This is a genomic window from Pseudoxanthomonas beigongshangi, assembly GCF_016820515.1.
Lineage (GTDB): Bacteria > Pseudomonadota > Gammaproteobacteria > Xanthomonadales > Xanthomonadaceae > Pseudoxanthomonas_A > Pseudoxanthomonas_A beigongshangi.
This window is the reverse complement of the sequence record NZ_JADHDV010000003.1, coordinates 19580-39781: the sequence shown is the minus strand read 5'-3', so window position 1 is coordinate 39781 and position 20202 is coordinate 19580. Positions and strand designations below refer to the sequence as shown.

The window sequence follows — 20202 nt, the reverse complement described above, 5'->3', positions numbered from 1 at the left end:
TCCGCTCTACGAAGAGGCGACGTAGTTTGTGTAGAGCGGAGCTTGCTCCGCTTTTCTTTTGCCTGTTATGTGGACGATGGCTTGACGTGCGCGTGAGGCATCGCGGAGCGGAGCGAGCTCCGCTCTACGAAGAGGCGATGTGGTTTGTGTAGAGCGGAGCTTGCTCCGCTTTCTTTTTGCCTGTTGTGCGGACGATGGCTTGACGTGCGCATGAGGCATCGCGGAGCGGAGCGAGCTCCGCTCTACGAGGACGCGATGTGGCTTGGTGTAGAGCGGAGCTCGCTCCGCTCCGCGGGATCCGGCCAAAGGCGGCCGTCGATCAGGCGGTGGCTTTCGTGGACGGTGCCGGGGGGCAGGGGCGCGTGGGTGATGATCAGGACCGCGCGATCGGCGGCGGCCTCGGCGATATCGCGCATCAGCGCGTCGGCGGTGTCCTGGTCCAGGCCTTCGGTGGGTTCGTCGAGCAGCAGCAGCGGGGTATCGCGCAACAGCGCGCGCGCCAGTGCCAGGCGCCGCGCCTGGCCGGCCGAGAGGGTTGCGCCGCTTTCGCCGACCCAGCCATCGAGGCCGTCGCTCCAGTTTCGCACCAGCGTGTCCAGCCGGACCTGCGCCAGCGCCCGCCACAGCTTTGCATCGTCGGCGCCGGGATCGCCGATCCGCAGGTTGTCGCGCACGCTGCCGGCGAAGATCGGCGCGTCCTGCGGCAGCCAGGCCAGGCGTGAATGCCAGTCGGCGCCGCGGAACCGGCGCAGATCGTGGCCCGCGTAAAGCAGCCGGCCTGCGTCGGGATCGCGCAGGCGTAGCAGCAATGCGAGAAGCGATGACTTGCCGGCGCCGCTGTCGCCGCGGATGGCGATGCGACGTCCCGACGCGAGCACCAGATCCACGCCATCCAGCAGCCGGCGCGCTTCGCCCGGCCACGCAAAGGCCACGCCTTCCAGCACCAGCGGGCCTTGCGCGGGCACGGCGACGGGATCGTCGGGCTCGTCAATCTCCGGTTGCTGCATCGCCACCTCGTCCAGCCGCCGCGCGGAGGCGCGCGCGGCCTGCCAGGCCTGCCATGCCACGCCGATGCCGGCGGCGGCTTCCAGCAGGGCGAGGGTCATGAAGAACAGGCCGCCCGCCGCGGGCGCGGACAATCGCCGCGCATCGACCGCGTCGAACAGCAGCCAGCCCAGCGCCGGGAGCAGCGCCGCCGCCAGCAGGCCGTGGAGCAGCACGCCGAGCGCGAGCCGCCGCTTTCGCTGGCGCTCCCGTCCGGCCAGTGCCAGTGCGTCCGCATCCACCCGCGCCAGCCAATCATCCGCCGCGTCGAGCGCGACCAGATCGCTGGCGCCTTCCAGCCCTTCGAGCACCGCGTAGCGCAGGCGCGCGCGTGTTTCGGCGCGTTCGCGTTCCAGGCCGCGCGCGCCGACCTGTATCGCCCACGGCACCGCCACCGCGATCAGGACGAACGCGACCGCCAGCAACAGTCCGGCGACGGGCAGCCGCCAGGCTGCGACGGCGACACCGATCGACAGCACCGTCGCCAGCGACACCAGCGGACCGAGCGCGCGCACCAGCAGGCCGTCGACCGCCTCGATGTCGGCGACCAGTCGCGCCAGCAGATCGCCCACGCGATAGCGCCCCAGCCCCAGCGGCGCCAGTGGCAGCGCGCGGCGGAAGAACCACACCCGCAGATCCTTCGCCAGCGCCAGGGTGACGTCGTGGCCGACCAGCTTTTCCGCGTAGCGCGAGAGGATGCGGGCGAAGGTGAATGCACGGATGCCGGCCGAGGGACCGAAGAAGTTGAAGCCGATCGCCGCGCTGCCGGCCAGCGCCGCGGCGGTGAGGAAATGCCCGGCCAGACCGAGCAGGCCGGTGCCGGCCAGCAGGGTGGTCAGCAGCAGCGCGAAGGTCAGCGCGATGCCGCCGGCATGGCGGTGCAACACGCCGCGCAGATCGTCAGGCCGCGCGCTCATGGCGACGCCTCCGGCACACGCGGGCATGCGTGGTGGAGATCCAGCACGCGCCCAGCCATCCGCATCGCCGCCGGACTGTGGGTGGCCATGATCAGCGTGCGTCCGCGCGCGAACTCCGCCAGCGCCTGGAGCACGGCCTGTTCGGTTTCCGGGTCGAGGAAGGCGGTGGGTTCGTCCAGCAACAGCAGGCCGGGTTTGCGCAGGAACAATCGGGCCAGCGCCACGCGCCGCGCCTCGCCGCCGGACAGGCCGAAGCCGCGCTCGCCGATGGCGGTATGCAGGCCTTGCGGCAGGCGCCGGGCGAAGCGCATCACCTGGGCGGTCTCGGCGGCGTGTTCCAGCTCCGCGTCGCTGGCGTCGGGCGCGGCGATACGCAGGTTGTCGGCCAGCGTGCCCTGGAACAGGAACGGTCGCTGCGGGGCATAGCCGATGCGCGGCGGCGTGTCGTATTGGATTGATCCTTCGGCGGGCGGCAGCCAGCCGGCCAGCGCTTCCAGCAGCGTGCTCTTGCCACCGCCGCTGGCGCCCGCGATCGCGAGGTGTCCACCGGCTTCCAGCGCGAACGAGAGATCCCGCAGCGCCAGCGGCGCACCGGCGGCGGGACGCAGCGCCAGGCGTTCCACCCGCAGCGCCGGCGCGCGCGGATCGCTGGCCGCGTTCGCGGTCGTCGGCGATGGCGGCGCGGTCTCGGGTTCGATGTCTTCCAGCAGCTGCGCCATCTCGCCCGCCGCGGCCAGCGCGGCGGCGCGATCGTGGTAATGCGTCGCCAGCCGCCGCAGCGGCGCGTAGAACTCCGGCGCCAGCAGCAGGCAGAACACGCCGGTCGCCAGATCCAGCGGCGGTCCGCGCAGATCGAGCATGCCCAGGTAGGACAGGCCCAGGTACAGCGCGATCATCGCCACGCTCAGCGAGGCGAAGAACTCCAGCACCGCCGAGGACAGGAAGGCGATGCGCAGGACCTTCAGGCTGCTGCTGCGCAGGCCTTCGGCGGCCTGTTCGATGCCGGCCAGTTCGCTGTCGCCGCGTCCGTACAGGCGGATCAGGCCGAGGCCGCGCAGGCGATCGGCGAAATGGCCGCCCATCCGCGCCAGCGCCTGCAACTGGCGGCGGCTGGCCGCTTCCGCGCCCCAGCCCACCAGCATCATGAAGATCGGCGCCAGTGGCAGGGTCAGCAGCAGGATCAGGCCGACCACGCGGTCGGCCCAGAACGCGCCGATCAGGATCAGCAACGGCACCGCCACCACTTCCAGCCGCACCGGCAGGAAACCGCCGAGGTAGCCTTCCAGCGCATCGACGTGGCCGCCGAGCGTCTCGGCGAGTTCGCCGCTGCGCCGGTGGCGCAGCCAACGCGGGCCGCGCGCGATCAGGCGGCGCGCCAGCCGTGCACGTACCTGCACGCGCACCGTTTCCACCGCTTCGTCGGCCAACCGCCGCGACGCCCATCCGAGCAACGCGCGCAACATGCCGACGACGGCCAGTCCGACCAGCAGCGCCGCCACCGCGCGCACCGGCGCATGGTCTACGAAGACCTGTTGCATCGCCCGCGCGATCAGCAGCGCCTGCGGCACCAGCAGCGCGCCAGCCAGCACCGTGCAGACGCCGGCCAGGCGCAGCGGACGCGCGCCGAGCGCGGCGAATGCCTTCAGGTGTCGCGCCGCGTCGGGCGCGCGCGCATCCGCCACGTCGCTCATGTCGGCAGGGTGCGGCAGCCCAGCGCGCTGAGCAGGCCATGCAGTGCCGGCGCGTGCGCCAGCCACGGTCCGGCGAGGGTGAGCAGGCCGGCGAACAGCACGATCATCGCCGCGCCCATGCGCGCGCCCGGCCGTTGCAGCCAGCGGCCCATGCGCGCGCCCGACCAGGTCAGCGGCACCATCATCGGCAGCGTGCCCAGGCCGAAGGCAAGCATGGTCAGCGCGCTGTCGCGCGCATTGGCCTGCAACCACGCGGCGGTCAGCAGGCTCAGGCTGAGTCCGCAGGGCAGCCAGCCCCACAGCATGCCCAGCGCGATCCGGCGCCACGCGCGATCGGCGGGCAGCAGGCGCGATTGCAACGGCCGCAACCACTGCCACACGCGCGCCGCCGGACGCGACAGGAACTGCAGGCGCGCGCGCCGATCCAGCAGGCGCAGCGCGACCAGCACCAGCACCACGCCCACCGCCATGCGCAGGACCAGTGCCAGGTTGTCGAATCGGAACACTTTCAGCAGCCCGCCGCCGAAACCGCCGACGATCGCGCCGGCCAGCACGTAGCCGCCGACCCGACCGAGGTTGACCTGCAAGGCCGCGCCCCAGCCGCGTTGCGGGCTCATCGCGGAGAATCCGGTGGCGATGCCGCCGCACATCGCGGCGCAATGCACGCCGCCCAGCAGGCCGCTCAGCAGCGCCGCGAGCAGGGTGAGGCTGTCAACCGGCATCGTCCTTGCCCGTGTCGCGCGCCGCGTCCGTCGCGGGTGCCGCGCCGTCGCCTTCCGGTGCGGATGGCTTCGACGCGTGCGCGGGTTTCCGCGCGTCCTCGTCGTCGAGGATGTCCAGCGCGGGCGTGTCCAGATCGTCGAACTGGCCGCGCCGCACCGCCCAGATGAAGGCGGCGACCGCCAGGCCCAGCAGCACCAGGCTGATCGGAATGAGCATCAACAGAATGGTCATGGTGCGGACTTGCTCGTGGGCACGCGGGTCAGGCGCAGGGCGTTGGCGGTGACCAGCAGCGAGGATAGCGCCATTCCCAGCGCGGCCAGCCACGGGGTGACCTTGCCGGTGGCGGCCAGCGGCAGCGCCAGCACGTTGTAGGCCAGCGCCCAGGCCAGGTTCTCGCGGATGATCCGGCGGGTGCGGCGGGCCAGATCCACGGTGGCGGGCAGGCGCGACAGCGAGGTGCCGGTCATCACCAGGTCCGCCGCTCGCTGCGCCAGCGGCGCACCCTGGCCCATCGCCACCGACACGTCCGCGCCGGCCAGCACCGGCGCGTCGTTGATGCCGTCGCCGACCATCGCGACGATCCGGCCCTGCGCCTGCAGTTCATGCACGAAGGCGAGCTTGTCCTCCGGCGTTTGCCGCGCGCGCGGATCGGCGATGTCCATTTCCGCGGCGAAGCGCTGCACCGGCGCGATGCCGTCGCCGCTGGCCAGATGCACCGCGTAGCCCTGCGCGCGCAGTGCCGCCAGCGCGTCCCGGGCGTCGGGACGCGCCGATTCGCGCAGCACGAACCGCGCGACGGCACGCGTGCCATCGCCCAGCCAGATCGCCCCATCGTCTTCGCCGCCGCTGGCGAACCCGGCCTGGCCCAGCCGCCACGCCTGGCCATCGATGCGGCCCTGCACGCCCCGGCCGGTGACGGTTTCCACACGCTCGGCGCGCAGCGTGTCCACGTCCGCGTCGGTGGCGGCCTGGAGGAACGCGGCGGCCAGCGGATGGCCGCTGTCGCGCTCCAGCGCCGCGGCCAGCGCGAGCGCGCGCGAACGATCGAAACCGTCCAGGCCCTGCGCCTCCACGCTCAACGCGCGCGGATCGCTGAGCGTGCCGGTCTTGTCGAACACGATGTCGCTGGCGCGCGAGAGCGTGTCCAGCGCATCGGCGCGGGTCGCCAGCACGCCCAGCTTCGCCAGGGTGCCGTGCGCGGCGGCCAGCGCGGTCGGCACCGACAGCGACAGCGCGCAAGGACAACTGATCACCAGCAACGCCAGGGTCACCTCGAAGGCGCGCGCGGGATCGTGGAAATACCAGAACACGTACACCGCCAGCGCCGCCAGCAGCAGGCCGGCGACGAAGCGTCCGCCGATGCGATCGGCCGCGCGCGCGATCGGCGGCCGGTGCGCCTGCGCCTGATCGACCAGCCGCGTCAGCTGCGAGAGCCGGGTGGCGCTGCCGACGTCGGTGACCCGCAGCCGCGCCGGGTGCTCGCGGCACACGGTGCCGGCGTAGACCGACGCGCCGGCGCGCTTGTGGATGGGATGCGACTCGCCGGTCAGCAGCGCTTCCTCGAACACCGCGTCGGTGTCCAGCAGCACGCCGTCGGCGGGCACGTTGTCGCCGGCGGCCACCCGCACCACGTCGCCGGCGGCGAGGCTGCCGACCGCCACCGACTCGCGGCTGCCGTCGGCGCGCTCGCGGGTGGCGAAGGCGGGGCGCGCCCGCGCCAGCGCATCGACCTGGGCGGTGGCGATGTTGCGCGCGCGCTGTTCCAGCATGCGCGCGGCCAGCAGCAGGAACACGAACATCACCGCCGCGTCGTACCAGACATGCACGCCGCCACGGATGGTTTCGACCAGGCTGGCCAGGTAGGCGAGCAGGGTGGAACCGGCGATCAGCGTGTCCATGCCGAGGTGGCGTTCGCGCAATTCGCGCCAGGCGCCGGCCAGGAACGGCCAGCCGGAGTAGAACACCACCGGCGTGGACACCAGGAAGGTCAGCCAGCGGAAGAAATCGCGCGTGGGCACCGGCATCGTCCGGTCCACGTCCAGGTACAGCGCCTCGGCGAACATCATCGCCTGCAATGCGCCCAGCCCGGCGATGCCCAGCCGCAGCAGCCAGCGCTTGCGCTCGTCCAGGCGCGCGCGTTCGCTGGCCTCGCCACCGGCCAGGTAAGGCCGGTAGCCGAGCATGGACAGCCGCTGCAGGATCCGCGACAGCGCCGCGCGCTGCGGATCCCAGGCGATGCGGATGCGTCCGGTCACCGCGTTGGCGGTGCTGTCGAGCACGCCCTCCTCGCGGGTGAGCGCGCGGTCGATCAGCCAGGCGCAGGCGGCGCAGCGCATGCCGTCGGTGAGCAGGATGATCTCGCGCCCGCCGGTGACCGGATGGCTGTGTTCGGCCTGCAACTCCTCGCGATCCCAGATACCCAGATCGACCGGCTCGGCGTCCACGCGTCCGGCCGCGGCGCTGCGCAGGCGGTAGTAGCTGCCCAGGTCCGAATGGCGGATCCATTCGGCCGCCGCGGCGCAGCCTTCGCAGCAGAATCCCGCGGTCTGGCCGTCCAGCGGACGCAGGACCGGTGCGGCCGGCAGCGCCTCGCCGCAGTGGTAGCAATGCGGCGAAGGCGCCGTTGCGCTCACGAGGCGGCGTCGTCCTGCAACGAGGGCGACAGGTGCGTGGCGCGCTGCGCCTTGGGCAGACGGCCGCGCAGCCGCCATTGGCCGTCGGCCGGGCCGAGTTGCACCTTCCACGCGTGCGAGGCGTCCACCGCTTCATCCAGACGCCAACCGTTGCCGGCCGGCGGCAGGCGCAGGCGGCGATCCTCCTCGGCCTTGGTCGGATGTTGCAGATGCAGCTCCAGCGGCGCGCGGCGATCGAATTCGCCGCTGACCGGAATGACTTCCACGACGCCCGCGTCCACCCGCAGCACCGCCGCCAGCTTCATCGACTGCGCACGCTGGTCCGGACCGAGGTCGGTGGTCTGGATTTGCGCCATCCGATCCACCTTGTCGGTGACCGCGTCGGCGCCGCCGGCGCGCACGGAGATGTAGACCAGGCCGACGCCGGCGACGATCGAGGCGATCGGCAGGCCGATCACCAACCACATCACCGGAATGCGCCAGAGGGGGACTTTGGGTTGCGGGGTCATGGGACGGGTCCGAAGTAGCTGCTCTCGACGATCTTGGTGGACACGCCATCCTCGCGTTCGACGCGGATGCGGATGGCGTGCCGGCCGGTCACGCTGGACGGCGCGGTCGCGACCAGCGGCAGCGACAGCACTTCCTCGGCATCGGCCTGGACCTGCTTGCCGCCACCGGCCAGGGTGATGCCGGGCGTGTCCGATTCCAGCACGATGCGGTACTGGTGCGATTGCTGATCCTTGTTGACCAGCTTGAGCGTGTAGCTGTTCTCGATGCGTCCGCCGCCGACGTCGCGGTACAGCGCGTTGCGATCACGCAGCACCTCGGCGATCACGTCGCTGCGGTGGGTCACGCCCCAGGCCCAGGCGGCCAGCAGCGCCAGCAGGATGGTGCCGTAGACGAACACGCGCGGACGCAGCACGCGGGTGCCCTTGCCGTCGATGGCGTTCTGGGTGGAATAGCGGATCAGGCCGTTGGGATAGCCCATCTTGCCCATCACGTCGTCGCAGGCGTCGATGCAGGCGCCGCAGGCGATGCACTCGTATTGCAGGCCGTTGCGGATGTCGATGCCGGTCGGACACACCTGCACGCAGATGGTGCAGTCGATGCAGTCGCCCAGCTGATCCGGGGCGAACTTCGGCAGCGGCTCGGCGTGCGCGCCGGCGCCAGCAAAGGTGATGGTGCCGCGCGCGTGCAGGCGGTTGTCGGCCGCGGTGGGATGCTGGTACGCGCGGAACACGTAGTCGTAGGCGGTGGCCTTGTCGAGCAGGCCGCGCGCGCGTTCCAGCACGCTGCCCAGGCCGCGCTTGCGCGGGCCACGCGGTTCGCCGCGCATCGGATCGTAGGCGATGATCAGGGTGTTGCGGTCGAACATCGCGCTCTGGAAGCGCGCGTAGGGGCACATGTACTTGCACACCTGCTCGCGCAGGAAGCCGGCGTTGCCCCAGGTGGCCAGCGCGTAGAACAGCACCCAGAAGGTTTCCCAGCCGCCCCATTCCAGCGGCGCGCGCACGGCCAGATCGCGGATCGGAGTGAAGAAGCCGACGAAGGTGAAGCCGGTCCACAGCGCGAACAGCAGCCAGATCGCGTGCTTGCCGCCCTTGCGCAGGATCTTCTGCCCGTTCCAGGGGCCGGCGTCCAGCTTCATGCGCTGGCCGCGGTCGCCCTCGGTCCAGCGCTCCATCCACAGGAACACTTCGGTCCACACCGTCTGCGGGCAGGCGTACCCGCAGAACAGGCGCCCGGCCAGGGTGGTGAAGAAGAACAGTGCCATCGCCGCGATGATCAGCAGCAGCGCCAGGAACAGGAAGTCCTGCGGCCAGAACGACAGCCCGAACACGTAGAACTTGCGCGCCGGCAGATCGAACAGCACCGCCTGGCGGCCGTCCCAGCGCAGCCACGGGAACACGTAGAACATGCCCAGCAGCCAGAACACCGCGGCCACGCGCAGGCGGTTGAGGCGGCCGGACACGTCGCGCGGGTAGATCTTGCGTTCGCTGACGTAGAGCGAATTGCCCTGGTCGTCCACCACGTCGATCGGGATCTGCCGGCTCATGGCGATACTCCGCTGCGTGATGGGAGCTGGGATTTGCGGTAAAGCGGAATCGGAACGTTCATGGCATGGCTTCGCCGGGGGTTACCGGCGTGGCGTTGAGGGAGTACCGGACGGATCCAGTCTCCGGCGCGCACGACAGGAGCGGGAGCGACGGTTTGTCGCAGGCCCGCTCCAGGCTTTCATTCCGGCGGCAGCGCGCGGTTGAAGCGGCTGGAAGGCCGCAGGAGTATCCAGGTAAAGAGGCTGGACGAGGCGGTCGCCAGCCAGAACATGAAAAAGCCCAGCGTGTAGCCGAGCTCGCGGGTCAACGGCCAGTCGGGGAAGGTCACGTCGCGCAGCTGGAGCGGATCCACGAAGGCGAAGAACACCATCGTCGCCACGCCCGCCGCGAAGAAACTGGGCCAGAGGATGGCCCCGATCCGCTGTGCCAGCGGGCGGGACGGATGGTCCAGTCGGGGTTCGCTGAAATCGGTCATGGCGACGACGTTTCCTTCTATGGCGAGGCGGCGGCGGTTTCCTTGTTGCCCTTGTGCGACAGCGACCAGACGTACGCGGCGACCAGGCGCGCGCGGGTCTCGCCGAGAAGCTCACGGTGCGCCGGCATGATGCCATGGCGGCCCTTGCCGATGGTCTGGCGCAGGCTCTCGCTGCTGTCGCCGTACAACCAGTAGTCGTCGGTCAGGTCGGGCGCGCCCAGGTCCTGGTTGCCCTTGCCGTCCACGCCGTGGCAGGCCACGCACACGCCTTCGTACAGCTTCTTGCCCTGGGAGGCGGGGAAGTTGTTGATCAGCTGATCCGGATGGCCGAGCGTGCGCACGTAGGCGATGGTGTAGTCGACCGCGTTCGGACCGCCCATGCCGGTCAGCGCGGTGCCCCATTCGGGCATCACCCCGTCGCGGCCGTCCAGCACCGTTTCCAGCACCTTCTCCGGCGAACCGCCCCAGTGCCAGATGTCGTCGGTCAGGTTGGGATAGCCGATCGCACCCTGCGCGGACGAACCGTGGCAGGTGGCGCAGGTGTTGTTGAAGATAGAACGGCCCAGCGACAGCGCCTTCGGATCCTGCGCCAGCTTGTCGATGGCCTGGTCCGCGTAGGGCTTGAAGGTCTGTTCCAGCTTGGCGTCCTCCACCTTCTTCTTGGCGGCGTGTTCGCCGGCCGAAGACCAGTCGGCGGCGCCGGCGTAGCCGCCCAGGCCGCCGTACCACGCGATGTAGCCGATGCCGAACGCGATGGTCAGGTAGAACATGTTGATCCACCAGCGCGGCAAGGGCTTGTTGTACTCGGTCAGATCGCCGTCCCAGACATGGCTGGTTTCCTCCGGCGCCGGATCGCCCGGGCGACGGCGCGCCGTCCACCACAGCAACCACGCGCAGCCGACGATGTTCAGCGCCACCAGGGCGATGACGTACCACGACCAGCCGCTGTTCATGCCTTGTACTCCTCGTCTTCCTCGTTCAGCGGCAGCGCCGCGGCGTCATCGAATTCGGCCTTGCGGCGCGGGCTCCATACCCAGATCCAGCCGCCGATGAACAGCACCAGCAGGATTGCGGTCACGATTCCGGACACCATCTCAGCCTCCCCGCGGTGCGTGCTTGCCGAGCGCCTGCAGGTACGCCACCACGGCGTCCAGCTCGGTCTTGCCCTTCAGTTCCTCGGGCGCGGCCTTGATCTCGGCATCGGTGTAGGGGTCGCCCAGCGCCTTCAGCGCGCCCATCCGCCGCGCGGTGGCCTCGCCGTCGACCTTGTTCTTCTCCAGCCAGGGGAAGCCGGGCATGTTCGACTCGGGCACCACGTCGCGCGGGTTGATCAGGTGCACGCGGTGCCAGTCGTCGGAGTAGCGGACGCCGACCCGGGCCAGGTCCGGCCCGGTGCGCTTGCTGCCCCACTGGAACGGACGGTCGTAGACCGACTCGCCGGCCAGCGAGTAGTGGCCGTAGCGCTCGCTCTCGAAGCGCAGGGTGCGGACCATCTGCGAGTGGCAGTTGTAGCAGCCTTCGCGGACGTACACGTCGCGGCCGGCCAGTTGCAGGGCCGGGTAGGGCTTGACCCCTTCCAGCGGCTTGATGGCCTCGGCCTGGAACATCAGCGGCACGATCTCGGCCAGGCCGCCGAACGACACGACCACCGCGATCAGGATGGCCATCAGGCCGATGTTCTTCTCGATTTTCTCGTGGGAGTTGCTGTTGCTCATGTCGGTCTCGTCCTCAGGCGCGCACTTCGGAAACGTCAACCGGCAGGATCGGTTGCGGTGCGGTCGAACGCGCGGATGCAAACGTCTTCCAGGTATTCCACGCCATCACGCCCATGCCGCTCAGCACCAGCAGGCCGCCGCCCAGGCGGATCAGGTAGTACGGATAGGTGGCGTTGAGCGCCTCGACGAAGCTGTAGGTCAGCGTGCCGTCGGCGTTGGTGGCGCGCCACATCAGGCCCTGCATGACGCCGGCGATCCACATCGAGGCGATGTAGAACACCACGCCCAGGGTATGCAGCCAGAAGTGCAGGTCGATGGCCTTGGTCGAGAACATGCTGTCCCGGCCCAGCAGGCGCGGCAGCAGCGCGTAGATCGAACCCACCGAGATCATCGCCACCCAGCCCAGCGCGCCGGCGTGCACGTGGCCGACCGTCCAGTCGGTGTAGTGGCTCAGCGAGTTGACCGTCTTGATCGACATCATCGGTCCCTCGAAGGTCGCGATCATGTAGAACGACACGGCGACAATCAGGAACTTCAGGATCGGGTCGGTGCGCAGCTTGTGCCACACGCCCGACAGGGTCAGGATGCCGTTCAGCGCACCGCCCCACGACGGCGCCAGCAGGATCAGCGAGAACACCATGCCCAGCGACTGCGCCCAGTCCGGCAGCGCGGTGTAGTGCAGGTGGTGCGGACCGGCCCACATGTAGACCGCGATCAGCGCCCAGAAGTGGACGATCGACAGCCGGTAGGAGTAGACCGGGCGGCCGGCCTGCTTGGGCACGAAGTAATACATCATGCCGAGGAAGCCGGCGGTCAGGAAGAAACCGACCGCGTTGTGGCCGTACCACCACTGCACCATCGCATCGACCGCGCCGCTGTAGACCGGGTAGGACTTGGTGAAGCCGACCGGGATGGCGATGTTGTTGACGATGTGCAGCAGGGCCACGGCGATGATGTAGGCGCCGTAGAACCAGTTGGCCACGTAGATGTGCTTGACCGCGCGCTTGGCGATGGTGCCGAAGAACAGCACCGCGTAGGCCACCCAGACCACCGTGATCAGCAGGTCGACCGGCCATTCCAGCTCGGCGTACTCCTTGCCCTGGGTCATGCCCAGCGGGAGGGTGATCGCGGCCGCCAGGATCACCGCCTGCCAGCCCCAGAACACGAACGCGGCCAGCTTGTCCGAGATCAGCCGGACGTGGCAGGTGCGCTGGACCACGTGCAGGCTGGTCGCGAACAGGGCGCTGCCGCCGAACGCGAAGATCACCGCATTGGTATGCAGGGGGCGCAGCCGGCCATAGCTGAGCCATGGCAGATCGAAATTCAGCGCCGGCCAGTACAACTGGGCGGCGATGAACACGCCCACGGCCATCCCCACGATGCCCCAGACCACGGTCATCACCGCGAACTGGCGCACCACCTTGTCGTTATAAGTACCCCGCACGCTCTGCATGCCACCTGCTCCTAGGCTCAACACCATGATCTTCAGCCCCATCGGCCCCCGCCCACATTGATTTGAATCAACCGGGAGGGGGGAAATACGGACAGGGAGTGGTCAGCGAACCACGGGCGGCATGTTGGCAACCCGGGACAAGGTCCAGGGTGCGACAGATTGTCACCCCCGCCCTTGCCCGGCAGGGGTCTAGAATCCCCCTCGACACCGCTGCCGAGCCTCCCTCATGCCGGACATGACCGTTGTCGAGCTGTCCCGCCTGCAATTCGCCCTCACGGCGATGTATCACTTCCTGTTCGTGCCACTGACCCTGGGCCTGTCCTTCATGGTGGCCATCATGGAGAGCGTCTACGTCATGACCGGACGGGACGTGTGGCGGCGGATGACCCTGTTCTGGGGCACCCTGTTCGGGGTGAACTTTGCCATGGGCGTCGCCACTGGTATTGTGATGGAGTTCCAGTTCGGGACCAATTGGTCTTATTACAGCCACTACGTCGGCGACATCTTCGGCGCTCCGCTGGCAATCGAGGGCCTGATGGCCTTCTTCCTGGAAGCGACCTTCATCGGCCTGTTCTTCTTCGGCTGGAACCGGCTCAGCCGGGTCCAGCACCTGGCGGTCACATGGCTGGTCGCGCTGGCGACCAACTTCTCGGCGCTGTGGATCCTGGTCGCCAACGGCTGGATGCAGAACCCGGTCGGGGCGGTGTTCAACCCCGAGACCATGCGCATGGAGATCACCGACTTCATGGCGGTGATCTTCAACCCGGTCGCGCAGGCCAAGTTCGTCCACACGGTCAGCGCCGGCTACGTGACCGGGGCGATGTTCGTCATGTCGATCAGCGCGTTCTACCTGTTGCGCGGCCGCAACGCCGACTTCGCCAAGCGCTCGATGGCGGTGGCGGCCAGCTTCGGCCTGGCCGCGGCGTTGTCGGTGGTGGTGCTGGGCGATGAGAGTGGCTACGCGGTCGGCGAGAACCAGAAGATGAAGCTGGCCGCGATCGAGGCGATGTGGGAAACCGAGCCGGCGCCGGCGGGCTTCAACGCCTTCGCCATTCCCGACCAGGAAACCCGCACCAACCACTACGCGGTGCATATCCCCTACGTGATGGGGATCATCGGCACCCGTTCGCTCAACAAGGAGATGCCGGGCATCCTGGAACTGGTCGAGCGCGCCGAGGGGCGCATCCGCAACGGCATCGTCGCCTACGAGAACCTGCAGAAACTGCGCGCCAACCGCGGTGATTCCCACGCGCGGTACATGTTCGAAACCCACTGGCGCGACATCGGCCATGCCCTGCTGCTGAAAAAGTACCGCGAGGACATCGCCAACGCGACCGACGAGGAGATCGTCAAGGCCGCGTTCGACACCGTGCCGCATGTGGCGCCGCTGTTCTGGAGCTTCCGCCTGATGGTCGGACTGGGCTTCTACTTCATCGCCTTCTTCGCCTTCGCGTTCTGGCTTGCCAGCAAACACCAGCTGGACAAGCGGCGCTGGTTCCTGCGGCTGGCCTTCTACAGCCTGCCGTTGCCATGGATCGCGATCGAGGCCGGCTGGCTGATCGCCGAGTACGGCCGCCAGCCGTGGGTGATCGATGGCGTGCTGCCGACCTTCTTCGCCGCCTCGGGCCTGAAGCTGCACCAGATCCTGATCACCCTGAGCGGCTTCGTCACGATTTATACGGTGCTGGCGGTGGTCGAAATATGGCTGATGCGCAAGCTGATCCTGAAAGGCCCGGAAGAGATCTCGCCGGAACCGCACGGCGCGACCGCACCCGCCACCCCGCCGGCCACGGCCATCTGAGAGGAGCGCGTCCATGGACACCATTCCGCTCGACTATCCGACCCTGCGCCTGATCTGGTGGGCGCTGCTGGGCATCCTGCTGATTGGCTTCGCGGTGATGGACGGCTTCGATCTGGGCGTGGCGACGCTGCTGCCGGCGGTGGCCCGCACCGACGAGGAACGCCGGATCACGCTGAACGTGATCGGCCCGGTGTGGGAGGGCAACCAGGTCTGGCTGATCGTCGGCGGCGCCGCGATCTTCGCCGCCTGGCCGCCGCTGTACGCGGTCAGCTTCTCCGGCTTCTACATCGCCATGTTCCTGATCCTGGTCGCGCTGATCCTGCGCCCGGTCGGTTTCAAGTTCCGCAGCAAGGTGCCGGACCCTCGCTGGCGCGCGGTATGGGACTGGGCGTTGTTCGTCAGCGGGCTGGTGCCGGCGCTGGTATTCGGCGTGGCGATGGGCAACGTGCTGCTCGGCGCGCCGTTCACCTTCGACGACATCCTGCGTCCCCACTACGAGGGCGGCCTGTTCGGACTGCTCACGCCCTTCGCGCTGCTGTGCGGCCTGGTCAGCGTGTGCATGCTGGTCGCCCATGGCGCCGGCCGGCTGGCGATGAAGACCGACGGCGCGATCGCCCGGCGCGCGCGCCGCTACGGCAGCGTGGCCGCGATCGCCACCGCGGTGCTGTTCGTCATCGGCGGTGTCTGGCTGGCCAAGGGATTGAATGGTTACGTGTTGCAGGTCGCCATGGATCCGGCCGGTCCGTCCAATCCGCTCGCCAAGGTGGTGATCGCGCAGCCGGGCGCGTGGATGGGCAACTACGCGCGCTGGCCGGTGATCTGGCTGTTCCCGGTGCTGGGCGTGCTGGGTGCGCTGCTGAGCGCGCTCTGTCTGCGCGCGGGCAAGGGCGGACTGGCGTTCCTGTCCTCGGCGCTGGCGATTGCCGGCATCCTGCTGACCTTCGGCTTGACCACCTTTCCTTTCCTGCTGCCATCCTCGCTCAATCCCGGCGCCAGCCTGATGGTGTGGGATGCGTCCTCCAGCCACCTGACGCTGTTCATCATGCTGCTGGTGACCGCGTTCTTCCTGCCGATCATCCTGGCCTACACGGCCTGGGTATACCGGGTGATGCGCGGCAAGGTCGGCGAGGACAGCCTGGATCACGACCAGAATCCGAACGCTTACTGAGGAGAAGCACGCATGTGGTATTTCAGCTGGATACTCGGCGCCGGACTCGCGGCCAGCTTCGCCATCCTCAATGGCATGTGGTACGAGATGCGGGATACGGACAAGCGCAAGAGCGATTGAGTGGAGAGCGGTGGCGTGCCCGTGCACGCCATCTCCGCAAGCCAATGCCGCCAGCGTGTCGCGTGGCGAATCCCCGGCATGTCCCTGCCTGCATCGCCATTCCATCATTGTCCCGGCGAATGCCGTGATCCATTTGCCGTGATGGTGAGTGGTCCTGGACGTCGAGAAACCCGGCGAAAATGGATTCCAGGTTTCGCTGGAATGACGGCGGTGCGACGACTGGGACAATGTGATTCGACTGTCATTGGCGCTGGACTCGGCATGGGTAAAGGCAGCAGGGATTAACCTGTTGAAAGTTCACATCGGCCCCCACGGCCAGGAGCGTCAACATGGATTTCAACAACAAGGTCGTCATCGTCACCGGCGGTGCCAGCGGCATCGGCGAGGCCAGCGCGAAGCTGTTCGCAGAGCGCGGCGCGCATGTGGTGATCGCGGATTTCTCTGATCACGGGCAGGCGGTCGCCGACGCACTGTCGAAGCAGGGCGCGAAATCCCTGTTCGTGAAGACCGATGTCACCGACAGCGCGGCGGTGCAGCGGATGGTGGCGGAAACCGTCGCCGTGTTCGGTCGCATCGACGTGCTGTTCGCCAACGCCGGCATCGCCGCCGACGGTCCGATCGACCAGCTGTCCGAAGCGGCCTGGGACCGCACCATCGGCATCAACCTCACCGGTGTCTACCTGTGCGACAAGTACGTCATCGAGCAGATGCTCAAGCAGGGTGGCGGCGTCATAGTCAATTGCGGTTCCATCCACAGCCACGTTGGCAAGCAGGGCGTCACCGCCTACGCGGCGGCCAAGGGCGGGGTGAAGCTGCTGACCCAGACCCTGGCCATCGACTACGGCGCACGCGGCATCCGCGTCAACGCGGTCTGCCCGGGCTACATCGACACGCCGCTGCTGAAGGACGTCCCGGCCGAGGGCAGGCACGCGCTGGAGCAGCTGCATCCGATGGGCCGGTTGGGCCGGGCGGAGGAAGTCGCTCGTGCGGTGCTTTTCCTCGCCAGCGACGATGCTTCCTTCGTCAATGGCGCCTCGTTGCTGGTAGACGGTGGCTACACGGCGCAGTGACGAATCGGGCGCGCGGGGCGCGGTGCGCCCCGCCGCTTCGGTACACGCCGGCCCCGACCGTCCGGGACGGTACGGGGATTGGCCTATAATCGCCGCATGTTCCCAGCAAGCCCGCCGGATGCGGAGCCCCGGACATGCCAGTCAAGAGCATCCAGAACCGTCGTCTCTACCAGCAGATCGCCGACCAGTTGCGCGGCATGATCAATCGCGGCGAATTCCCGCCGGGCAGCTATCTGCCACCGGAACGCGAGCTCTCGCAGCAGTTCGGGGTCAGCCGCACCTCGCTGCGCGAGGCGCTGATCGCGCTGGAGGTGCTGGGCCTGGTGCGGGTCCGGGTGGGCGATGGGGTCAGCGTGGTGGGGCCGGACGCGGATGAAGCCCCGCCGGTCGAACATGCGCTGGATCGCGCCCGCCAGCTCAACCCGTGGACACTGGATCCGGAACTGGGCGTGGTGGCCGATTTCGATGCCGAAATCCCGCCGTTCTCGCTGCTGAGCGCCCGCCGGCTGGTGGAACCGGAAACCGCCGCGCTGGCGGCCGAGAACGCCACCGACGATCAGATCGCCGGCATCGAGGAAGCTCTGCAGCGCAATATCGCCGACAACCAGCACGCCTCCACCACCCATCCCGGTGATCGGCTGCTGCATATCCGCATCGCCGACGCCAGCGGCAACCCCGCCTATTCGCTGCTGATCCGGCACCTGCTGGGCCACCAGTACGGCGCCATGTTCCAGCGCGTGCAGGCCCTTTACACGGTGGAAGACATGCCGCGCCGCTCGGAGCTGGAGCACGAAGCCATCGTCGACGCGATCCGCGATCGGGATCCGGACGCCGCGCGCGCCGCGATGGAACGGCATCTGGATTCGGTGATCCGGATCTTCTCCGGCGGCGAGCGCTGACGCCGGGCAGCCGTCGACCCTAGGGCCGCCACAACACCTGCGGACCGATCTCGCGCACGTCGCGGGTGCCGGTCAGCGCCATGCTCACGTCCAGCTCGCGGCGGATCAGGTCCAGCGCGGTGGTGACGCCGCGTTCGCCCATCGCACCCAGGCCGTACAGGAAGGCCTTGCCGATCAGCGTGGCGCGCGCACCCAGCGCCAGCGCCTTGAGCACGTCCTGGCCGCTGCGCACGCCGCTGTCGAACCAGATCTCGCAGCGGTCGCCGACCGCCGCCACCACCTGCGGCAAGGCGAGGATCGCCGGCGGCGCGGAATCGAGCTGGCGGCCACCATGGTTGGACACCACGATCACATCCGCACCGGCATCGACCGCCGCACGCGCGTCGTCCGCGTCCAGGATGCCCTTCACAATCAGCTTGCCCGGCCACAGCGAACGCACCCAGGCCACGTCCTGCCAACTGAGGGTGGGATCGAACTGACTGCCGATCCATTGCGACAGCGTGGTCATGCCCTTGCCGCCGCCGGAAATGAAACCGGCCAGGTTGCCGAAATTGCGGTGCGGCGTGCGCAGCATGCCCCACGCCCAGCGCGGTCGGCGCAGCAGATCCAGCGCGTTGCCCACGGTCAGTCTGGGCGGCACGGTCAGGCCATTCTTGATGTCGCGATGGCGCTGGCCCTGGATCTGCAAATCGGCCGTGAGCACCAGCGCGGAGCATTGCGCGGTCTTTGCGCGCTGGATCAGCGATGCGGCGAAATCGCGATCGCGCATCACGTACAGCTGGAACCAGAACGGCTTTTCCACCGCCGCGCGCACCGCCTCGATGGAGCAGATCGACACCGTGCTGAGGGTGAACGGCACGCCGGCGGCCTGGGCCGCGCGCGCGGCGAGGATTTCGCCGTCCGCGTGGAGGATGCCGGTCAACCCGGTCGGCGCCAATCCCACCGGCATGCTCACCGCCTCGCCGGCCATGGTGGTGGCCAGCGATCGCTGGTCCACATCGATCATCACCCGCTGGCGCAGCATCAGCGCGTCCAGCGCGCGACGATTGCCGTTGAGGGTGTGCTCGTCATACGAGCCACGGTCGACGTAGTCGAAGATCGCGCGCGGCGCGCGGCGCATCGCCAGCTGGCGGAGATCCTCGTTGCAGGTGATCGGGGTCATGATGGAAACGGTTCGGGTCGAAGTACGGTCAGGACTGCGGGTGGCGGCGCGCGTAAACACCGTACAGCGCGACCACCAGGAAGCAGAAGGCGGGAATCCAGAACGCGGTCTCGATGCCGGCGACATCCGCCAGCCGGCCCATGAACCACGGCACGATGGCGCCGCCGACGATGGCCATGATGATGAAGCTGGCGCCGCGCTTGGTCTGCGCGCCCAGGCCCTTGATGCCCAGCGCGAAGATGGTCGGGAACATCATCGACATGAAGAAGAACACGGCGATGAGGGCGGCGACCGAGACCTTGCCCATGCCGGCGATGACGACGCCGCACAGCAGGATGTTGATCACCGCGTACACGCTGAGCACACGTGCGGGCGAGATCATGCGCATCAGCAGGGTGGTGAGGAAGCGACCTGCCACGAAACAGCCCAGCGCAACCGACAGCAGGTGAGAGGCGTGCTTGGAGGACAGACCAGGGATGTGATCCACCGCGTAGTTGATGAAGAACGCGCCCGCGCCGACCTGCGCGGCGACATAGAAGAACTGGGCCACCACCGCGAACACGAAATGACGTTGGGAGAACAGCGGCACAGCGGGCGCTGGATTCGTGGCGGCCGAGACATCGTTGGAAATTTCCGGCATCCGCGTTCGCCAGATCAGCACTGCGATGGCGATGACCACCAGCGCGGTGGCGACGTAAATAAGCTGAACGCCATGACTGCCGGAAATCCCCGACTCCGAGTCGCCGAAGAACAACTCGCCGGCGATGAACGGGGCGATAAACGTACCCAGTCCATTGAATGACTGCGACAGGTTTATCCGCCGTTCCGAATCACCGGCTGGACCCAGCACCGTGACGTAGGGATTGGCCGCGGTTTCCAGGCAGGCCAGCCCGCAGGCGATCACGAACAGGGCGAACAGGAAGTACTCGAACACGCCGGCGCGGGTGGCGGGAATGAACAGCAGCGCACCGCAAGCGAACAGGCCCAGGCCGAGCAGGATGCCGGTCTTGTAGCCATGCCGTTCCATCAGCGCCGCCGCCGGCAGTGCCATCAGGAAGTAGGCACCGAAGTAGGCGGCCTGCAGCAGCGCCGAGCGTGCACGGGTGATGTCCAGGGTTTCCTGGAAATGCTTGTTGAGCACGTCCAGCAGCCCGTAGGAGAAGCCCCACAGGAAGAACAGGCAGGTCACCAGGATGAATGCCAGCCGGTAGCGTTGCGCGCCGCTGTCCTGCAGGGTCGGGGAGGCGGTACCGGGCATTGCGGGCATGGTGGAA

19 protein-coding genes are annotated in these 20202 nt (G+C 68.5%); 5 read left to right on the top strand and 14 right to left on the bottom strand.

The window, feature by feature from the left end; genetic code table 11:
* Nucleotides 1–242 precede the first annotated feature (242 nt).
* The 12 genes from cydC to ccoN form a co-directional block, all read right to left on the bottom strand.
* On the bottom strand, nt 243–1961 hold the full coding sequence (cydC, locus tag IQ458_RS02830) for a thiol reductant ABC exporter subunit CydC (RefSeq protein ID WP_203321851.1): 1719 nt from the start codon (nt 1959–1961) through the stop codon (nt 243–245).
* Nucleotides 1958–3652: a thiol reductant ABC exporter subunit CydD gene (gene cydD / locus IQ458_RS02825; protein WP_183640864.1), complete on the bottom strand. Its 1695-nt coding sequence runs from the start codon at nt 3650–3652 to the stop codon at nt 1958–1960. Before cydD ends, cydC begins: the two co-directional genes overlap by 4 nt.
* The gene (locus IQ458_RS02820; protein ID WP_183640866.1) at nt 3649–4374 is read right to left on the bottom strand and encodes a sulfite exporter TauE/SafE family protein; all 726 of its coding nucleotides are present in this window, start codon (nt 4372–4374) and stop codon (nt 3649–3651) included. The genes cydD and IQ458_RS02820 overlap by 4 nt, the downstream gene beginning before the upstream one ends.
* On the bottom strand, nt 4364–4606 hold the full coding sequence (gene ccoS / locus IQ458_RS02815; RefSeq protein ID WP_183640868.1) for a cbb3-type cytochrome oxidase assembly protein CcoS: 243 nt from the start codon (nt 4604–4606) through the stop codon (nt 4364–4366). The genes IQ458_RS02820 and ccoS overlap by 11 nt, the downstream gene beginning before the upstream one ends.
* Nucleotides 4603–7008, bottom strand: a complete 2406-nt coding sequence (locus tag IQ458_RS02810; protein WP_328805055.1) for a heavy metal translocating P-type ATPase — start codon at nt 7006–7008, stop codon at nt 4603–4605. The genes ccoS and IQ458_RS02810 overlap by 4 nt, the downstream gene beginning before the upstream one ends.
* Nucleotides 7005–7517, bottom strand: coding sequence for a FixH family protein (locus tag IQ458_RS02805; RefSeq protein ID WP_183640872.1), 513 nt, complete (start codon nt 7515–7517; stop codon nt 7005–7007). Before IQ458_RS02805 ends, IQ458_RS02810 begins: the two co-directional genes overlap by 4 nt.
* Nucleotides 7514–9064 carry a 4Fe-4S dicluster domain-containing protein gene (locus IQ458_RS02800; RefSeq protein ID WP_203321849.1) on the bottom strand — a complete coding sequence of 517 codons (1551 nt, stop codon included), beginning with the start codon at nt 9062–9064 and terminating at the stop codon, nt 7514–7516. The genes IQ458_RS02805 and IQ458_RS02800 overlap by 4 nt, the downstream gene beginning before the upstream one ends.
* 179 nt (nt 9065–9243) lie before the next feature.
* The gene (locus tag IQ458_RS02795; protein ID WP_203321848.1) at nt 9244–9540 is read right to left on the bottom strand and encodes a hypothetical protein; all 297 of its coding nucleotides are present in this window, start codon (nt 9538–9540) and stop codon (nt 9244–9246) included.
* 17 nt (nt 9541–9557) lie between these two features.
* The gene (gene ccoP, locus IQ458_RS02790; protein WP_192199132.1) at nt 9558–10493 is read right to left on the bottom strand and encodes a cytochrome-c oxidase, cbb3-type subunit III; all 936 of its coding nucleotides are present in this window, start codon (nt 10491–10493) and stop codon (nt 9558–9560) included.
* A complete protein-coding gene (locus IQ458_RS02785; RefSeq protein ID WP_318288375.1) occupies nt 10490–10618 on the bottom strand; it encodes a cbb3-type cytochrome oxidase subunit 3 in 129 nt (42 codons plus the stop codon). Before IQ458_RS02785 ends, ccoP begins: the two co-directional genes overlap by 4 nt.
* A gap of 16 nt (nt 10619–10634) precedes the next feature.
* A complete protein-coding gene (gene ccoO, locus IQ458_RS02780) occupies nt 10635–11255 on the bottom strand; it encodes a cytochrome-c oxidase, cbb3-type subunit II (RefSeq protein WP_203321847.1) in 621 nt (206 codons plus the stop codon).
* A gap of 13 nt (nt 11256–11268) precedes the next feature.
* Entirely contained in the window at nt 11269–12708 is a 1440-nt protein-coding gene (gene ccoN / locus IQ458_RS02775; protein WP_183640879.1) for a cytochrome-c oxidase, cbb3-type subunit I, read from the bottom strand.
* A 226-nt stretch (nt 12709–12934) separates the two neighbouring features.
* Between ccoN and IQ458_RS02770 the strand changes: the two genes are divergently transcribed.
* From IQ458_RS02770 to IQ458_RS02750, 5 genes are all read left to right on the top strand, one after another.
* On the top strand, nt 12935–14509 hold the full coding sequence (locus IQ458_RS02770) for a cytochrome ubiquinol oxidase subunit I (protein ID WP_203321846.1): 1575 nt from the start codon (nt 12935–12937) through the stop codon (nt 14507–14509).
* 13 nt (nt 14510–14522) lie between these two features.
* A complete protein-coding gene (gene cydB, locus IQ458_RS02765) occupies nt 14523–15677 on the top strand; it encodes a cytochrome d ubiquinol oxidase subunit II (protein WP_183640883.1) in 1155 nt (384 codons plus the stop codon).
* Nucleotides 15678–15689: 12 nt separating this feature from the next.
* Complete coding sequence (gene cydX / locus IQ458_RS02760; RefSeq protein WP_141454247.1) at nt 15690–15797, top strand: cytochrome bd-I oxidase subunit CydX; 108 nt, start codon at nt 15690–15692, stop codon at nt 15795–15797.
* A gap of 329 nt (nt 15798–16126) precedes the next feature.
* The gene (locus tag IQ458_RS02755) at nt 16127–16867 is read left to right on the top strand and encodes an SDR family NAD(P)-dependent oxidoreductase (RefSeq protein WP_203321845.1); all 741 of its coding nucleotides are present in this window, start codon (nt 16127–16129) and stop codon (nt 16865–16867) included.
* 134 nt (nt 16868–17001) lie between these two features.
* Nucleotides 17002–17766, top strand: coding sequence for a FadR/GntR family transcriptional regulator (locus tag IQ458_RS02750; RefSeq protein WP_141454245.1), 765 nt, complete (start codon nt 17002–17004; stop codon nt 17764–17766).
* A gap of 19 nt (nt 17767–17785) precedes the next feature.
* On the opposite strand, the gene IQ458_RS02745 is transcribed toward IQ458_RS02750, so the two are convergent.
* Both IQ458_RS02745 and fucP read right to left on the bottom strand, forming a co-directional pair.
* Nucleotides 17786–18928: an alpha-hydroxy acid oxidase gene (locus tag IQ458_RS02745; protein ID WP_203321844.1), complete on the bottom strand. Its 1143-nt coding sequence runs from the start codon at nt 18926–18928 to the stop codon at nt 17786–17788.
* Between the two features lie 28 nt (nt 18929–18956).
* Nucleotides 18957–20195 (bottom strand): L-fucose:H+ symporter permease, encoded by a 1239-nt coding sequence (fucP, locus tag IQ458_RS02740; RefSeq protein WP_183640891.1) that lies wholly within the window; start codon nt 20193–20195, stop codon nt 18957–18959.
* Nucleotides 20196–20202 lie beyond the last annotated feature (7 nt).

What these genes read in the sequence shown, in the direction of transcription:
- cydC (WP_203321851.1), bottom strand. Translation starts at nt 1,961, where the DNA reads ATGAGCGCGCGGCCTGACGATCTGCGCGGCGTGTTGCACCGCCATGCC.
- cydD (WP_183640864.1), bottom strand. Translation starts at nt 3,652, where the DNA reads ATGAGCGACGTGGCGGATGCGCGCGCGCCCGACGCGGCGCGACACCTG.
- cydB (WP_183640883.1), top strand. Translation starts at nt 14,523, where the DNA reads ATGGACACCATTCCGCTCGACTATCCGACCCTGCGCCTGATCTGGTGG.
- ccoP (WP_192199132.1), bottom strand. Translation starts at nt 10,493, where the DNA reads ATGAACAGCGGCTGGTCGTGGTACGTCATCGCCCTGGTGGCGCTGAAC.
- ccoO (WP_203321847.1), bottom strand. Translation starts at nt 11,255, where the DNA reads ATGAGCAACAGCAACTCCCACGAGAAAATCGAGAAGAACATCGGCCTG.
- IQ458_RS02755 (WP_203321845.1), top strand. Translation starts at nt 16,127, where the DNA reads ATGGATTTCAACAACAAGGTCGTCATCGTCACCGGCGGTGCCAGCGGC.
- cydX (WP_141454247.1), top strand. Translation starts at nt 15,690, where the DNA reads ATGTGGTATTTCAGCTGGATACTCGGCGCCGGACTCGCGGCCAGCTTC.
- IQ458_RS02800 (WP_203321849.1), bottom strand. Translation starts at nt 9,064, where the DNA reads ATGAGCCGGCAGATCCCGATCGACGTGGTGGACGACCAGGGCAATTCG.
- ccoN (WP_183640879.1), bottom strand. Translation starts at nt 12,708, where the DNA reads ATGCAGAGCGTGCGGGGTACTTATAACGACAAGGTGGTGCGCCAGTTC.
- fucP (WP_183640891.1), bottom strand. Translation starts at nt 20,195, where the DNA reads ATGCCCGCAATGCCCGGTACCGCCTCCCCGACCCTGCAGGACAGCGGC.
- IQ458_RS02805 (WP_183640872.1), bottom strand. Translation starts at nt 7,517, where the DNA reads ATGACCCCGCAACCCAAAGTCCCCCTCTGGCGCATTCCGGTGATGTGG.
- IQ458_RS02750 (WP_141454245.1), top strand. Translation starts at nt 17,002, where the DNA reads ATGCCAGTCAAGAGCATCCAGAACCGTCGTCTCTACCAGCAGATCGCC.
- IQ458_RS02795 (WP_203321848.1), bottom strand. Translation starts at nt 9,540, where the DNA reads ATGACCGATTTCAGCGAACCCCGACTGGACCATCCGTCCCGCCCGCTG.
- IQ458_RS02820 (WP_183640866.1), bottom strand. Translation starts at nt 4,374, where the DNA reads ATGCCGGTTGACAGCCTCACCCTGCTCGCGGCGCTGCTGAGCGGCCTG.
- IQ458_RS02745 (WP_203321844.1), bottom strand. Translation starts at nt 18,928, where the DNA reads ATGACCCCGATCACCTGCAACGAGGATCTCCGCCAGCTGGCGATGCGC.
- IQ458_RS02770 (WP_203321846.1), top strand. Translation starts at nt 12,935, where the DNA reads ATGCCGGACATGACCGTTGTCGAGCTGTCCCGCCTGCAATTCGCCCTC.
- ccoS (WP_183640868.1), bottom strand. Translation starts at nt 4,606, where the DNA reads ATGACCATTCTGTTGATGCTCATTCCGATCAGCCTGGTGCTGCTGGGC.